Origin of the sequence: Pseudothermotoga lettingae TMO (assembly GCF_000017865.1) — a bacterium.
GTDB lineage: Bacteria > Thermotogota > Thermotogae > Thermotogales > DSM-5069 > Pseudothermotoga_B > Pseudothermotoga_B elfii.
Genome location: NC_009828.1, coordinates 1,234,506 through 1,249,873, shown reverse-complemented (window position 1 = coordinate 1,249,873; position 15,368 = coordinate 1,234,506). Strand labels below are relative to the sequence as shown.

Below are 15,368 nucleotides of genomic sequence, written 5' to 3'. Positions count from 1 at the left end.
CAATTCAACCCCGCTGAATATTTTGTTCGGCATCCTCGCTTGTTTCAGCAATCTCATCTGCCCTGTTCATCTGTGTTGAAACAAAATCACCACTTGCAATCGATTTACCCTTTGATGTTAATGTCTTTATATCACTACTGGCATTGGAAATAGATTTTAATGCCCTGTCCATTTAGGCTGATTGCAGTATTTTTTAACATTAGCGGTTTTAATGATGACTGAATATCTTTCTGGCTTTCATTTTTAGTAACCGATTGTCCAATAATGTACCCTCCAATAAACCCAAAAAACATCCCCAGAATTACTAAAAAGAAGCTCATAATACCACCGTCCTGCACAATGAAAATTGTCAAAAAGTTTTAAATCAATCAAAATTGAGCAAAAAAAGATAAGCAGGTAAAGCCTTTATTTTCAAACCATTCCAGACAAGTTCGGTGTATAAATCCCAGGTTATGAGGTATCTTTCAGCCACAGGTGGAAATTCAAGATCTTTAAGATAGAGCAAACGCAGCAAAGAACTTACTAAAATTAGCCATATAAATGGTAAAATCGGAGTTCTTTAACCTCCTTAACAAGAAGTCTCCATCTTCTATAAAATGGAGATGAATTGTTGGGAAAAGTGTTGACAAGTTATCTTACATGGTACAATATAATCGTGTAAATGATAACCAAGTTTTTTAGTAGGGAAGGAACAGCCCGAATTTACGTTTGTGGAGATTGGACCTCTGTCATCTGGTAAGTCTGGTCGATGAAGCAGGAAGCCTTCGTTTCTAAAAGCGGAGGTAGTTCACGCGTGAAAAATCTGGCAAGGAAGCTTGCCGTGATCACATCTTTACAGGTGAGGGTAGTTCACTGAATAAGATTGGTAATATCTAATTGCGCCAAAATTCCCGTAGCTGCTGTAATATTCAATCCGTTTTTTGGTAAAACGATATTTTTAATTAATCGTTTTATTATGAAACGATTTATTATAATACTAAAAAATTCGTTTGATTGTAGAACGAAGTGTGATATAATTAGTTTTAAAGTGTACAAATGTGGGGGCTTGTAATGTGGAACTGAATCAGATAATTGAAAAACTTGAACTGCGCACAAACAGATTGATCAGTTTTTTACCAGAAAGAAAGCGATTATTTTTTGACGATTTAGAAAAGAAATTTCAAAACAGAGCGATTTTATTGTATGGGCCAAGAGGTGTCGGCAAAACTACTTTTTTGCTCTTTATGGCGAAGAAGCGAAATTTGTTTTATATCTCGGGCGATGATCCACTACTTCTGAGTTATTCTTTGCGCGATTTGATTGAAAAAATCCTTATGAACTATCCTGGTATCATTATAGACGAAGTACATTCTCTGCCAAACTGGGATGTTGTCCTTAAAACTATCTATGATTCATTTCCAAACAAAATCATATGGGTTAGCGATAGCAGTTCAGTAATACTGAAAAAAAGCATAATAGATCTTTCAAGAAGGTTTGTGTTGATAAAACTTCCTTTGATGTCTTTAAGAGAGTACATTCATTTTGAAACTGGTAAAGTCATAGGCAAACTGCAGTTTCCCTCTGAAGATTTTTTGAATTATGCAGCTGAAGTAGTAAAACAGGTAGATGTATTGAATTATTTTAAAGATTATCGCCAAAAAGGAACAAGGCCATTTTATATCGAAGGAAATTTCAAAGAAAAGATGATGAATATTCTTGAAAAAACGCTGTACTACGATATCCCCCATTTTGTTGACACTGTGAGTGACAACCATTTTGGAGTTATGAGGGCAATGATTAGTCATCTATTGTATTCAAAGATTCCAACTGTCAATATTGAGTCAATGTGTAAAGAATGGTCGACAGGAAAACCGAAGCTGTATCAGTTGCTTAGAGCTATGGGGGAAGTTAATATAATCAATATCGTTTGGAAAGAAAAAACTGAAAGGCCTTACTCAAAAGGCTCAAAGATATTTTTCGCTGATCCAGCATTCTATTATGTTTTTGAAGGAGAGATTGGGAATTTCAGAGAAGCCTTCAGCGTGTTTGCCTTGAAAGAAAAAGGAAAGATCTGGGCTGCAAAAAATGAACAGGATGGAGATTTTGTCTTTGAGGGTATGAAATTGGAGATCGGTGGAAAAAAGAAGTCATCCAAATCAAGTGATTTTGTGCTCAGAGATGATATCGATCTTCCTCTGAGAAATGTAATTCCTTTGTGGATTCTTGGAATGTTATGGTAATGGCCAGAAGGATTCTATCGATTACATTCCTTCTCTCCCGGTCCTCCGTATGCCTAATTGTATGTTGTATCTCCCCTCTAAAAGAAAGGATTAACATGTTGGTCCTAAAATAATTATAAGAAATCAAAAATATACTAATCTTGCTTAGTATCACGCTACAAAAACTAAAGAAATACAAGTTTGCAAATTCATACTTTTAAATTTTTTTCAATGCCTCATTGCTATGATTGAATTGGTATAAATATAGTCAGTTTAATGACTAAATAGGGACTTATTTAGTTATTTGATTGACTGTATGCTATAATATAATTTGCTCAGGAGGTACAAATATGGACTTTTCGTATGTTTATAGACAAAATCCATGGTGGGGAGACAAGGAATTAATATATATCGATATGCATATAAAAAACTTTGAAAAAAGCAAATTCAAACACATACCTGATTTTATGGATGAATTGAAAAATTACAAAAACGGGGTTTACATAATAAAAGGTCCTCGGCAGATTGGGAAAACAACCATATTAAAATTGCTTATAAAAGACCTTATCGAAAGAAAGGTCAATCCACTAAATATTTTCTATGCCACACTTGATTTGATAAGTGATGAAAATGAGCTTACACAGCTTTTGCTGGACTATTTTTCGATGAAAGGAAGGAATAACAACAAGTCATACATATTCCTTGACGAAATTTCAAGTGTGAATAATTGGCAAAAATCAGTAAAATATTTATATGATATTGGAAAGTTGGAAAACTCGTTTGTTGTTTTAACGGGCTCTTCTTCGTATGACTTGAAAAAATCTTCCGAGAGACTTCCGGGAAGAAGAGGATCTGGAAAAGACATCGTGTATTTGCCAGTTACATTCAGAGAATATATTAATCAAAAATACAACGTTGATTTTGAGTATAACTTAGAAGATTTATTTGAAATGAATGAGGAAGAGTTAAAAGCTGCAAATCTGAGAGTTTTAAGATTCAAAGACGATTTTAAAACATATATCACAACTGGAGGCTTCCCAAAAGTGATTAATGACTTTTTTGAGAATAATATTATTTCAGAAGAAATCTTGAATACATATATGAATTATTTGTATGGTGATATTGAAAGATTCAATCGCTCGAGGTTGATATTGAATCAGTTGATTTTTAAAATACCTGATTTAATAGGTCAACGTTTTTCTTGGAATTCACTTTCAAACGATATAGAGGCAATTAGTTCGAAAAATACAATTGAAGATTATTTCAATTTATTATGTTTTAATTTCCTTTTTGGGATTTTGTTTTTTTATGATTTTTCTAAAAGAACAATTAAGCTTAAAAAGCAGAAAAAGATTTATCCTGTCGATTTGGTTATTACATCTGTAATTGAAAACATTACAAATACTGAAATTAAATTATCAACAAAAATTGAGCAAGTTGTCTTTACTCACCTTTTAAGATATTCAAAAAGTTTATCCGAAGGGTTGATATTGTATAACAGTCCATATTTTTGGTATTCACAAAAAGGAAATGAAATAGATTTTCTAATCGAATTAAGAAATAAGATTTTACCCATAGAAATTAAATTTCAAAACAATATTTCTCCATCTGATTATTTTTCGATGAAAAAAGTATTTCAAAGGGGAATATTGGTGACAAAAAAGACTGTATTAAAAAAAGATAGCATAATTGCACTTCCAATTGAATCGTTTTTACTTTTCTTATAAATTCTTATAAATAAATTACCTGACTTGAACTATGCGTTATTTTCCCTTTTTTGATCGATTCCTCTTGCCTGGTTATTCTTCGCAGTATTTCCCCATTCGAAATAAATATATAACGGAGGTATTTAACAGAAAAAATACACTTTTCATTATCTTAAGTGCATTCAAGGAATTATCATCCGTCGGTCACAAAATACAAAAATTTCTTTTTCCTCATTTCAGATGAATTCATCTTTGTGTTTTCTTATATTTTCAACCAGTAATTTATAATCATCCATGGTATGAACCTTTACGATGGGCCGTTTTTCTGGTATTCAGAGCGGGGAAACGAGATCGGTTTTATCTGCAACCATGAAGGAATTCTGATTCCAGTCGAAGTGAAATACCAGAACAAGGTACATAGATCTGACTACCTTGGAATGAAAAGGGTATTCGGCAGAGGAATTCTCATCACCCAGGATGCGATCTTCAGAGACGAAAATATCGTGGCGATCCCCGCGTGGCTCTTCTTTGCGGTGTTTGAAGGGAACGAATAGCAACCTTTGGCTTCACAATATTCAAAGAAATCTCTGTTCCCAGCTCTCATCCCATAAGGAATCTTTCAAATGATCTCAGAAGAAAGCCCAGTGAAAGCCGATACGACACAGTTTCTACAACTGGTCATGTTTTCTTCTCGCCTTCCTTCTGAATCTTCCAGAATCGAAGCCGAAAGGTTGGTGAACTATGCCGAAAAGATCGTCTCAGATTCGTGGCGCTCTTCAGCTCATACGCAAAGGGAACTTCACCGCCTTCAGCGACGTCGATCTGCTTGTAGTTTATGATGACCCAATCAGAGAAGATGCCTACAAAATAGTGAAAAAGACCATCAGGTTGAAAGGCCTCGAACTCCACGTCTATTCTCTGAGTGAATACAAACATGTCGGTATTTATCGAATGAATTTGATAAATTCGTGCGTTTTTATCGAACATCGCAAAGAAGGCGCAGTTTTCTACGTAATGGAGATGAATTTACGGATTCAGCGTGTTTGTGGTGAATGGTTCAGAGGCGGCGGAACCCCAAGAGAGTTTTACGAGCCATCACGGGTTGAAGCGGGAAGCCATAGGTTTTCAAGATTTCGAGTTGGGTTTATCATGATACATCAAAAGGATTCAGTGCACTTGAGGAACTGGCTGTCTCAGAAGTATTATGACGTTTTGCTTGACATGTTGTGGGACATATCGTATGATTTTAGTGGAGGTGATGATATGCGCTTTGTTTCAAGTAGAGACATCAGGAACAATCCGGCTGTGCTCTGGAAGGACGACGAAACAGTCATCACAGTGAATGGGAAGCCAAAGGCTATTGTCATGAAAATCGATGGAGATCCAAAGGAAATTCTGGATTTCATAGAAAAAATAAGAGTTCAAATGGCAGTTGAGAAGTTACGGTTGTTCTCACTGGAAAAAGGATTGGACAAGCTCTCAGAGGATGAAATCGAAGAGATAGTAAGAGAGGCAAGGAAATAGAAATGAAAGTGGTTGTTGACACAAATGTTTTGGTATCTGGAATCATAAATCCACACGGCAGACCTGCCCATATTCTCAATCTTGTCCTGGATGGAAAGCTCATACTCTGTATTGATTCCAGAATATACGATGAGTATGAAAGAGTTCTTCTAAGTCCAAAGTTTTCTTTTCCTAAGGAGTATGTGAAAATACTCTTGGATTTCATAAAAAGAAAGTCTGTATTTGTAGTACCATCACCTCTTAGAATAGATCCACTCGACGAGTCCGATCTTCCCTTTCTGGAAGTTGCTTTTTCAGCAAAAGCGCCCATCATAACAGGAAACAGAAAACATTTCGAGAACGTGAAGGGAATAGAAATATACACTCCCTCTGAGTTCATTGAGAAGTTCATTAGACACGCTCTTTGAGAAGCTCTTTCTTATTCATCACCAGGGCATATTGTTTTGCCAGTGGGATCACACGCAAAATCATTCATACCTCTGAGGAGATCTTCTGTCCACCATCGGAGGGAACCCATTATTCCGGTTGGCTGAATAGTATCACTTTTTGAATCGATATTTCCTGTCCATATAGGGGTTTTAGCCTGAATTTGAATGACTATATCCCCTCCACTTATTAGAAAAGATCAACCAAGCCGTTTGTTGCACTCTGGCAGTCTTTTGTTCTCCTTTTCAAATCTCTTCAGCAGGGCTTTTTCTCTCTCTTCAGCCCTCTCTTTGTTAGATGTTTTTTCATACCTGAAGAACCTTGCCCCTGGACAGGTCTTTTTTCTAAAATGCTCACTAAGACGCTCTTTGAGCTTTCCATGACCAATGTAAACAATTTCTCTATTTTCATCTGCCAGTTCATACACACCAAATACATCTGGTACGTCTTTAATCTTCTCTTCTTTAAAGGGACTCCACTTCTTTTGAATTTCCCTTGCTTTTATTCGCTTCACCCCCTGCAGTTAATTCACTTGAATTATCTCAGTGATTTATGTTTAAATAATGTTACAATTTGTTCTGAATTTCTAAATAACACCATTCTTCAAAAACACTGATTGACAACGTTAATAATCGACAGGGTTATACAAAAAAGATACGAAAAGTCCTAGATCTCACTCTATCTCGACATCGTCGACAAACTCGACAGAGGCTGAACGGATTCGACAAACCGTCAAATCTCCACATACCAAAACTTTCCAGAGATCCTGTAACCTTCTTTTTCAGCAAGGAGTATTCGCTTTTGAAGGAGTTGATCCATGACTGAATACGCCGTTGTTCGCTTGAAGCCTTCTTTTTGGAGTGTTTCTATGATCTTTTCTCTGGAGTAAACAGAACCTCTCAGGACTCGGATGGCCTTTTTCTGGTTTTCTGTCAGGCTCAGGGTTAATCCGGTGTACTCTGCTATCGTTCTGTTGATCGAGTTGATTAGATCCTCTTTACTCAACCTTTCTTTGTGAATATTGTTGTAGATTGCCTTTGTCAGTATCCACAGACCATCTCTTGGGTTTCCATCGGAAAAATCGGCCACTACATCGAGCACTTCGTCTTCGATGAGTTCAATGTAGGATCCAAGTCTTTTGATGATCAACTCTTTGATCTCAAGTTTCTTCAGAGGTTCAACAAAAACGATGTCTGTGAATATGTTTTCCAGATTTCCTGCTTCGTTCCATCTCAGTCTGTCGGCGGCGTACTCCCGGTATATCGAAAAGGGAAGAGAGAGAACAACAACGAAATTTTCCATGATGATGAAATTCTTTATCGAATCTATCACCCTGAGAACGTCTTCCTTCTTCTCCTTGTCCAGTTCATCTATGATCAGAAGGAATTTTTCCTTTCTCTGAACCGTCTGTTTTATCAGTTCTCCGAGTTTTTCTCTGGCTTCGAAGAAGTTGAACCTTGGCCTAATCGACTTTTCGTGTGTCAGGCTGGCGTTCACACCAAAGGAAACACCAAGGGAAAAGCCCTTTATGGTTGAAACTTCATCTGTTATCCACTTTCTAACCTCTTTTGCAAGATCTGACACTCCCTCCACCTTCTCCAGGGAAAGTGCCAGGCTATGTAAAAGATCGTAGAGTATGCTCTCCATGGAGTCTCTGAGCGAAATGTTTACCCTGACCGTGAAGACTCCTTCTGGATTCACAAAGTTGAGTACCGTAGTTTTTCCAATGCCTGTCTCTCCAGAAACACCCACAATCCCAAAAGGTTGATGAAGTGCTATTGAATTCAGATAGTTTATCTCTCTGGCCCTGTCCACCAAATATTCTGATTCACCTTCTCTGAGCGGTCTGTCTACCAGAACACTCAAAAGATCAGCCACTGTTCGTTTCACAAAATCACCCCTGTTCTGTTTTCTGTTTTGTTTAGATTATACTACAAATTCCTATCTACATCTCGACATCGTCGACAAACTCGACAGACACCGGACAGGTTCGACAGCTTTCACAGGTAGATGTGACTTGAAAATCAAACACGTCGGTATTTATCGAACAGATTCGATAAATTCGTACGTTTTTATCGAATGAAATAGAAAAATTCGCACGAATATGGTGAAATGAAATGATATCTCTCCAGGGAGTGGTTCGCAGTGAGGATGGACGAGCTTTACATTATGAATCCGTGGTGGCGAGATCTGGAGGTTATAAACACTGATTGGCACATATCGATGTTTGAAAACAGCAAATTCAAATACTTCCCAGAAAATCTCTTTAGGAAGATTCCGCCGAACAAACCTAGGATATACACAATAAGGGACCTCGCCAGATAGGAAAAACCACTTTCCTGAAGCTCTACATAAGAAAGCTCTTGAAGGACGGTGTGAAACCATCAAACATTTTCTTTTTCACGTGCAACGCTGTGAAGGATAGATTCGAATTGATTGAAACGATGAAGATCTATTTTCAGATTTTCGAAAGGAAAGTCGGTGAAACAAGATACCTTTTCATAGATGAGATAACCGCTGTAGAAGACTGGCAGAAATCTATCAAATATCTGGTAGATATCGGTTTGCTTGAAAATTCCCTCCTCATACTCACAGGTTCCTCCGCCTTCGATCTGAAGAGATCAAGTGAAAGACTTCCAGGAAGAAAAGGCTACGGTGAAGATCTGGTGTGCCTTCCTCTCACCTTCAGAGAATTTCTGGAAAGTCTTGGAATCTCAGTAGAAAGAATGTCAGTGGATGATATCTTCTCGCGAAGTGAGGAAGAACTTCGAATTCTGTATCTCAAGAACTCTTTTCTGAAAGAATACTTTCTGAAATACCTGAACACGGGTGGATTTCCAAGAGTGATAGATGTTTTCTTGAAGGAAGGCAAAATCAACGAGATCACAAAGAGGATTTATCGGGATTTTATTCTGGGGGACGCGGAGAAATACCTGGGATCGAGGATTAAAATCATAGAGATCTTCAAAAAACTTCCGGATATAGTGGAACAGCGTTTTTCGTGGAACTCCCTTGTTGACATATTCAGCGGTGCCATAGAGAGTGTTGACACGATTCAGAAGTATTTCGATACAGCTTCATACTAATGAACGTGTTTTTCGTGGATATCTCCAGGAAAACTGTCAGATTGAAAAAAACGAAAGAAGACGTATCCCATCGATAAAGTAGTAGCTGATATCATTGAAGAGATCAGCGGAAAGCAGATCAAGCTTCCTCAAATCATAGAAATGGTAACTCTCAGACATCTCCTTGGAGACGGCAAGACCTTGCAAAATGGAACAAACCTCTACAGCGGACCGTTTTTCTGGTACTCGGGTCGTAGAAACGAAATAGATTTCGTTTTCAAACATAGAGGTTCTTTCATACCGGTTGAAGTCAAATATCAGAACAAGATACATAGATCTGACTACCTCGGAATGAAAAGAGTCTTTAAGAAGGGAATTCTCGTCACCCGGGAGACAATTTTCAAAGATGGGAATATCGTAACAATCCCCGCGTGGCTTTTCTTTGCCGTGGTCGAAGGAGACTGACTTGCAAGTAGGTCAAATTTTGACCTGCGGATAGGTCAAATCAAACTGTGGTTTCTCTGATGAAGTTCTGCTAATGATTTCCGTACTTTTAAATTCTGTTTTGATATATGATACATCACAATGAAAACGGACACTACAAAACAAACCCTGTTGAAAATTTTGTGAAAGAGATCGATATTGATTGTCTTGGAACTGGAAGATAAAGATCTTTTCTGCGATTGGAAGGAACACGTTAAAAAGTACTTTTCCTTTGATCTGAAGGAGATCTCGTTTTTCGATTGGTGAGAGGCAAAGCCTCAAAATTATAGTTTAAAATATAATAGTCTGGCACTATAAATGCAGAAAATGATGGTGTAAAAGTTCAATTCGCAAATTCAGGCTGGTTGTCGGATGGATCAATTAAGATAGAAGAGCTTTAGCCATCATAGTAAAGCTAAGCGCTGGAAACTGAACACGTTGCGCGGAAAAATCTATCTTCCTCTGTAAGGTGAAAGCAGATCAATTGCACACAGCTCGAATTTTCCTGATCAAAGAACTTCAATTAGAGTTTTTCAATATTTTGAATTTGATTCAGTTGTAGAGATTGTTGATATATGATACATCAGAATGGGAGTGGATGATAATACAATAAAAAATTGAAGAAAGACTCTGCTATCTGATGGGGCTGTGAAAGGCTGTCTGTTTTCCCTCTGACTTTTACCTTGTCTTCGTAATTCTTTATCTCTCCCACCGGAATTTTCACAAGTGTGGTAGTTAAAACTCTCATTCGAGAAAATTATGCTGGACAGCATGATGATGTGCGGAGATGTACTGGCACGATGAAATTATCTGGATGCTTTGGCGTTTAAGGTAAATCCAATCTGTAAAAGCGGGGATTTGTTCGTGATATACGGTATGCTGTTCTGCTGATAGTTTTCTTTTTTTTGAATGTGAGCCGATTTGCTGCAGAAAACACCATTTTGTAATTTGGGTTTCAAGAAACCTTAGAAATGCAGGATCTAATTGCGATGAAGTACGGATTTCAGAAAATCAATGCCAATCGACATCATTTTTAGAAATTCAGTTTTGTACACAAGAATTGTGACAAAAATACCAAAAACAGACGAAACAACAGGCAAAAGTAAATTCTCGGAGAATGTATGCAGCGCTGCTGAGAGGACAAAAAGTGATACAAGACAGTAGACTTTCTTCAAATCGTATGGGACAGGGTACAGCTTTTTGGACACACCCGCCTCTATGGCGAACACGACTATGAAACACAACCCTGTGGAAACAGCGGCTCCCCTTGCGCCGAAGACAGGAATCAACAAGAAGTTTCCAGCGAGGTTGAGCAAGGCGGTCACCCCATCACTCACAATGAACCAGTAGGTTTTCTTGGAAAAATCGATCCCCCTTGCGACGACAATGGCCATGGTTATCATCACAGGGTTTAATATCAGAAACGGAGAAATTGCCGCGGCTGGGCGGTAAGATCTTGCGAGCAGAAGGAAGATAACGTCCTTGAAGGAAAGAAGAAGAAAACCAACGGAAAAGACAAGAAAAGCCACGTAATCGAGAGTTCTTTTGAAGATCATCTGGTTTTCAGGGTTCTTCTCATACTGCTCGTATGCGAAAGGATACCAGAGTGTGGAGAAACCTGTTGTGAAAAGGTTCATGGCTGAGATTATTTTGAATGCGGCAGAGTAAAGACCTATCTCAGAAAAATTTGTGTACAAACGGAGCACGAGTCTATCTATCCAGTTGAGAAGCCACCAGAGAAGGCCGGAAAAAACAAAGGGATATCCGTACTTTATAATCTCGAGGACAAGTTTCCTACTTACCTTTATTGGAAACCAGTACGATCTTTCGAAGACCATACCGAGGAGGAGCGCTACGACGTTGGAAAAAAGTTGAGCGTACAGCATGGCGTAGAAGTTACGGCTCACAAGTAAAGCGTAGAGAACAATAAAACCCATCTGGCTCAAAGATTGAATCACCTGGATCGCTGAGAAAAGAATAGCTCTTCCTTTAGACCTCACGAGGTTCAAATTGAAGGTTTGGAAAATTCCTGTTATGAGCGTTGCGATCAAAATGATGTGAGCTTTTGAATCGGATGTTCCCACGAGAAATGTGTTTATGGAAGATCTGAAAACGAAAACGACAAGACTCACCAAGATACTCAAAAGGACTGGTGGGATCAAACAGCTCCACAGGAGAACTGGTTTTTCCTCTTCTGATTTTTGCGGAAAGAATCTGAGGAAAGAATTTGGAGTACCGAGGAGAGCTACAAGGAGAAGGATCGAATACACTGTGGAGAACATCGTGGCTTTGCCGAACTCTTCGGGATTGATCAACCAGGTCGTGATGGGTGTGATGAAGAAAGAGATGAGCGCTCTGAACCAGGTTCCGAGAGAAAAGGAGATGTATTTTTTCAAAAGATTGTGTTCGTTGAGAGTCATCAAGGTCCTCCTTGCTTGGTATTGAAATTCATTCTCACTTATCGTATGACGTGTCCTTAGTTTTTCAATATGGTGAGCTTATCAGTGAAAGAAGAAGACTGTAAATCCTGCTAAATGAGAAGTAGATATAATTCTTTCGAACAGAGCCAGACATCTACAAATCCTCCGAGACTATTATTTCAATATCCTCCATTCCTTTGTCTCTTTTTAGAGAAACGCTATAAACGGTTTTTAATCCACCTGGTTTTTCATCATTAATTAAAATCCTTTCCCCTACTGGTAGCCCGAAAATAATGTGATTGTAGCATATTCCCTCACGCTTTAGAAATTGTTCAGTTTGTTCTTTATATTTTGGATCTCTGGAAGTTAAGATTATAATTACATCACCTTTCGGGATTTTTTCGAAAAATTCTTTCACACCCGGTAGTAAAGTTTCCTCTCCTGATAAATAACCATTGTGTCTAACCAAGGTTCCGTCTAAATCAATTAACCACGTCTTTGGGAGATTCGAAAGCACCAACTTCATCTGAAGTCATCTCCTTCAATTTTTTACCTATTGCTCCACCTGGATGATTCATCTTAAAAATATCCAGTTCTATGTCTAACCTTTCTATCAGCTCCATAGCAACAGCTTGAAGCACGAAGAGAAAACCAATTGTTGAGTTGTTTGGTATCAAATTCCACTTATCACCTTCGTGTTCGAGAGTCAAAATAATACTTTTGGGGCATAGCTTTGCGAGAGTACCCTCCTTGTTATATGTCATTATGTAGGTATTCGCATTACGTTTTTGGAGTTGCTTGTAGAGGTAAATAGATTCTTCTGTTTCCCCGCTTTTAGTTAAGAGGATAACAATGTCCTTTTCTTTAATAACTCCTAAATCACCATGAATAGCAGAATTAGTATGAAGAAAATAGCTGTCTATTCCAACTGAAATCAAGGTTCCTACAAATTTTTCGCAAATAGGAACATTTTTTCCAAAAGCCGTCGCTATGATTTTTCCACCATTTTTTATTGTTTTGATCATTTCATTAATTAACTCCTCGAGCTTTTGGAAATCCAATGTTTCAACAATTTTTTCTAAAGCCTTCAACTGTCGATACAAGTGAGCCCTCATTTTTATAAAACCTCCCTGAGCTTCAGCGTACCATTGTAAAAAGCACCACAAACCATATCAAAATCGTCCCACGCATAAGTTGTTAAAGAAAGCCATATTATTGCATGAAGTAATTTTATTTTTTCTCTCTTATTATGCCCTATCAATTCAAAAAATGAATCTTCGTATTTGTCGTATCCGGATAGTTCAATTTCCAATTCCACTTCACCCTCGTATATTTTCAATGTAAACCTTTTTCGATTAAATTTATCATAATTGCCTACTACACTATAATGCAATTTAGCAAAATCATAGTCTTCATCTCCATATATATCTGTAAAACCAAAATATCCCCTTGGATCAATGAAGAATATTTTTCCTTTGTCGTCAATCAATGTGTTCGAAAATGTTGGATCTCCATGTATTACCTTGAATTCTGAAGGGTAATGTTCCTTGAGCGAGCTAAAAATCTTATCTTCGTAGTAGAAAGGATTCGGGCAATTCATACCATTTATTATTATACTCTCTTTGTCAGCGTGCGGGATCAGATTTCTGACCTGGAAAAGTCTTTCAAAGGTTTTTACAAAATACTCCTTGTCCAGACTGAGTTTATCTGATGGTATAGGATTATCAATTTCATGAAGCTTATTCAGTGCTTCTACTATTTTCTCAACAATCTTAGGATCTGCTTCCATTTCAAATGGATGTTTTCCAATTATTCTTTCAAGCCTAAGCGGTTCGAGTGTTAAGACTTTTGGTATGTTCTCATACCCTTTTTCATTGACGAATTTATACCATGCCCGTTCCTTTAGTGCCAGTTCTTCACCCTTTTTTCCAATAGGTCTTTTCTCAACATAATTGTCTTTCAATACCACAATATTAAATGGTCTAGATACAGCCTTTGAGAAAAGTTTCTCATACTTTTCAACTGTTCCGTATTCTTCAACACCTACAAGATCAAACTTTTCAAAAGGTATATTTTTTGTTGAAAGATACCGCACAAATTCTCCCTCATTTGGCACATCGGATATTAGATTTTTATTTGAGAACACAAAAAAGCCTGCCACTCCATTTTCAGAAGATGGTTCCTCAACAAAGGTTCCATTTTTAAAGGACCAACGACATTCGAAGGTTCGAGAGATACCAACATAATTTTTGTCTGTCTCAAAATCATATTTAAATTCATCTCCAAAGTAAAGGTCACTCCAAGTAACAATGAACGAAGTATTTGGGAGGATGTAAGTTAATGCCTCTGTTATACCAGAACATGTGCCAAAAGAATCGGATTTCACGATTGTATATTTGATATTCGTCGCATAGGTTAACAAATATTTTTGCAAGACATCATGTTTATAATCTGCGATTATTATGAAAAAGGCATTTTCGAATGATTTGAAAATTCTAAATATCAACGGCAATCCATTAACAGACAAAAGAGCCTTAGGTTTGTTATATGTATACTTTCCCATTCTCGTGCCCTTTCCACCAGCCTGAATAATTACATACTTAGGCTTCATATAAAATTCCCTCCCAGATATCTGTGTTTTATAGGACATTGTCTATTATCTGAACAAATTTATTTCGATCACCCTCAATTTCTAATACGTCTGGATTATCAAAAATATAGCTTAAAGAACAATAATGATAGAAACTAATCTGTGGAAAAATGTACACTTTTGGATAATAGACAAAAAGTTTTGCGCTGGAATTAGCTACAATGTCTGTAAAGCCACTCCTAAAAGCAACAACATATCCACACAATTCTGCAAGATCAATAAGGATATCAAGGCTTGGAGATATAGGAATAGTTCCCTTTATTGGTTCTGAGTTCTTTCTGTCAACATTGGTACACACAGTATAACCTTTCAAGTCCAACAATTTGGCGATTCTCTCAAACATTTTCAGATTTTCTTCCTCCTTTGAGGACGGAACGGAATTGGAGTACGGAGCCAATATAACTGTTTTTCCAATCTTCAAATTGTGTTCTCTCATAAATGCTAGTGCTTTTTCAGTATTGATCTGATTTCTTTGAAATTCTAGTTTTGTAGGAATGTCGAATGGAACACCCAATATAAACTTCAGATAATTGTCGAAACGTGCATAGGAAATATTGTTTGTGTTTACGATATGTTTTATAAATGTTTTGAAATACTTATATTTATATCCTATCAGAATTAAATTTTTGTACCTAACTTTTTCTAATATACCTATGTATAAGTTATATCTAGAAGAATTCAAAATAAAGCCATTAAAATCTGAAAGATTTCTTGAATTCATCAGAAAGAATCTTTCGTTTTTCCAAGTGAGGAATTTTTTGCTTAGAAATGGAAAGTAAGTCATTAGGTCCTTGTAACCTTCGAATATTATTGGAATAACATTATCTTGAAGCATCCGATATTTTCTTGAATTTTCCAAAATAGAAAGAGTCACAAAAGTGTCTCCCATGTGATTG

At 37.2% G+C, this 15,368-nt stretch carries 14 protein-coding genes and 2 pseudogenes; 6 read left to right on the top strand and 10 right to left on the bottom strand.

Annotated elements, in window-relative coordinates; genetic code table 11:
* Positions 1 to 4 precede the first annotated feature (4 nt).
* Positions 5 to 172: a hypothetical protein gene (locus TLET_RS10940; protein WP_187146386.1), complete on the bottom strand. Its 168-nt coding sequence runs from the start codon at positions 170 to 172 to the stop codon at positions 5 to 7.
* Positions 173 to 364: 192 nt separating this feature from the next.
* Complete coding sequence (locus TLET_RS10935; protein WP_187146385.1) at positions 365 to 514, bottom strand: hypothetical protein; 150 nt, start codon at positions 512 to 514, stop codon at positions 365 to 367.
* A gap of 538 nt (positions 515 to 1,052) precedes the next feature.
* On the opposite strand from TLET_RS10935, the gene TLET_RS06125 reads away from it, so the two are divergent.
* From TLET_RS06125 to TLET_RS06105, 5 genes and pseudogenes are all read left to right on the top strand, one after another.
* On the top strand, positions 1,053 to 2,219 hold the full coding sequence (locus tag TLET_RS06125; protein ID WP_012003240.1) for an ATP-binding protein: 1,167 nt from the start codon (positions 1,053 to 1,055) through the stop codon (positions 2,217 to 2,219).
* Between the two features lie 329 nt (positions 2,220 to 2,548).
* The gene (locus tag TLET_RS06120; RefSeq protein ID WP_012003239.1) at positions 2,549 to 3,925 is read left to right on the top strand and encodes an ATP-binding protein; all 1,377 of its coding nucleotides are present in this window, start codon (positions 2,549 to 2,551) and stop codon (positions 3,923 to 3,925) included.
* A 272-nt stretch (positions 3,926 to 4,197) separates the two neighbouring features.
* Positions 4,198 to 4,458: pseudogene (locus TLET_RS06115) on the top strand (ATP-binding protein); the annotation flags it as partial.
* 187 nt (positions 4,459 to 4,645) lie between these two features.
* A complete protein-coding gene (locus TLET_RS11045; protein ID WP_012003238.1) occupies positions 4,646 to 5,428 on the top strand; it encodes a nucleotidyltransferase domain-containing protein in 783 nt (260 codons plus the stop codon).
* A gap of 2 nt (positions 5,429 to 5,430) precedes the next feature.
* On the top strand, positions 5,431 to 5,835 hold the full coding sequence (locus TLET_RS06105) for a putative toxin-antitoxin system toxin component, PIN family (RefSeq protein ID WP_012003237.1): 405 nt from the start codon (positions 5,431 to 5,433) through the stop codon (positions 5,833 to 5,835).
* A gap of 11 nt (positions 5,836 to 5,846) precedes the next feature.
* Here the strand turns inward: TLET_RS06105 and cmr1 are convergent, their stop codons facing one another.
* The 3 genes from cmr1 to TLET_RS06095 all read right to left on the bottom strand — a co-directional run bounded on the left by cmr1 (position 5,847) and on the right by TLET_RS06095 (position 7,744).
* Positions 5,847 to 6,017, bottom strand: coding sequence for a type III-B CRISPR module RAMP protein Cmr1 (gene cmr1, locus TLET_RS10800; protein ID WP_228369053.1), 171 nt, complete (start codon positions 6,015 to 6,017; stop codon positions 5,847 to 5,849).
* Positions 6,018 to 6,053: 36 nt separating this feature from the next.
* The gene (locus tag TLET_RS06100; protein ID WP_012003236.1) at positions 6,054 to 6,368 is read right to left on the bottom strand and encodes a DUF7508 domain-containing protein; all 315 of its coding nucleotides are present in this window, start codon (positions 6,366 to 6,368) and stop codon (positions 6,054 to 6,056) included.
* 218 nt (positions 6,369 to 6,586) lie between these two features.
* On the bottom strand, positions 6,587 to 7,744 hold the full coding sequence (locus TLET_RS06095; RefSeq protein ID WP_012003235.1) for an AAA family ATPase: 1,158 nt from the start codon (positions 7,742 to 7,744) through the stop codon (positions 6,587 to 6,589).
* A 255-nt stretch (positions 7,745 to 7,999) separates the two neighbouring features.
* On the opposite strand from TLET_RS06095, the pseudogene TLET_RS11145 reads away from it, so the two are divergent.
* Positions 8,000 to 9,384, top strand: a pseudogene (locus TLET_RS11145) (ATP-binding protein).
* Positions 9,385 to 10,382: 998 nt separating this feature from the next.
* On the opposite strand, the gene TLET_RS06085 reads toward TLET_RS11145, so the two are convergent.
* From TLET_RS06085 to TLET_RS06065, 5 genes are all read right to left on the bottom strand, one after another.
* On the bottom strand, positions 10,383 to 11,822 hold the full coding sequence (locus TLET_RS06085) for a lipopolysaccharide biosynthesis protein (protein WP_012003234.1): 1,440 nt from the start codon (positions 11,820 to 11,822) through the stop codon (positions 10,383 to 10,385).
* Positions 11,823 to 11,976: 154 nt separating this feature from the next.
* Complete coding sequence (locus TLET_RS06080; RefSeq protein ID WP_012003233.1) at positions 11,977 to 12,348, bottom strand: HAD family hydrolase; 372 nt, start codon at positions 12,346 to 12,348, stop codon at positions 11,977 to 11,979.
* Positions 12,305 to 12,937, bottom strand: coding sequence for an SIS domain-containing protein (locus TLET_RS06075; RefSeq protein WP_012003232.1), 633 nt, complete (start codon positions 12,935 to 12,937; stop codon positions 12,305 to 12,307). The genes TLET_RS06080 and TLET_RS06075 overlap by 44 nt, the downstream gene beginning before the upstream one ends.
* A gap of 2 nt (positions 12,938 to 12,939) precedes the next feature.
* Positions 12,940 to 14,433, bottom strand: a complete 1,494-nt coding sequence (locus tag TLET_RS06070; protein WP_012003231.1) for an NTP transferase domain-containing protein — start codon at positions 14,431 to 14,433, stop codon at positions 12,940 to 12,942.
* Between the two features lie 28 nt (positions 14,434 to 14,461).
* The gene (locus tag TLET_RS06065) at positions 14,462 to 15,346 is read right to left on the bottom strand and encodes a hypothetical protein (protein ID WP_148202143.1); all 885 of its coding nucleotides are present in this window, start codon (positions 15,344 to 15,346) and stop codon (positions 14,462 to 14,464) included.
* Positions 15,347 to 15,368 lie beyond the last annotated feature (22 nt).

Bases quoted from the DNA above. Each gene is read 5' to 3' on its own strand.
- TLET_RS06075 (WP_012003232.1), bottom strand. From the start codon at position 12,937: ATGAGGGCTCACTTGTATCGACAGTTGAAGGCTTTAGAAAAAATTGTT.
- TLET_RS06105 (WP_012003237.1), top strand. From the start codon at position 5,431: ATGAAAGTGGTTGTTGACACAAATGTTTTGGTATCTGGAATCATAAAT.
- TLET_RS11045 (WP_012003238.1), top strand. From the start codon at position 4,646: ATGCCGAAAAGATCGTCTCAGATTCGTGGCGCTCTTCAGCTCATACGC.
- TLET_RS06080 (WP_012003233.1), bottom strand. From the start codon at position 12,348: ATGAAGTTGGTGCTTTCGAATCTCCCAAAGACGTGGTTAATTGATTTA.
- TLET_RS10940 (WP_187146386.1), bottom strand. From the start codon at position 172: ATGGACAGGGCATTAAAATCTATTTCCAATGCCAGTAGTGATATAAAG.
- TLET_RS06120 (WP_012003239.1), top strand. From the start codon at position 2,549: ATGGACTTTTCGTATGTTTATAGACAAAATCCATGGTGGGGAGACAAG.
- TLET_RS06085 (WP_012003234.1), bottom strand. From the start codon at position 11,822: ATGACTCTCAACGAACACAATCTTTTGAAAAAATACATCTCCTTTTCT.
- TLET_RS06070 (WP_012003231.1), bottom strand. From the start codon at position 14,433: ATGAAGCCTAAGTATGTAATTATTCAGGCTGGTGGAAAGGGCACGAGA.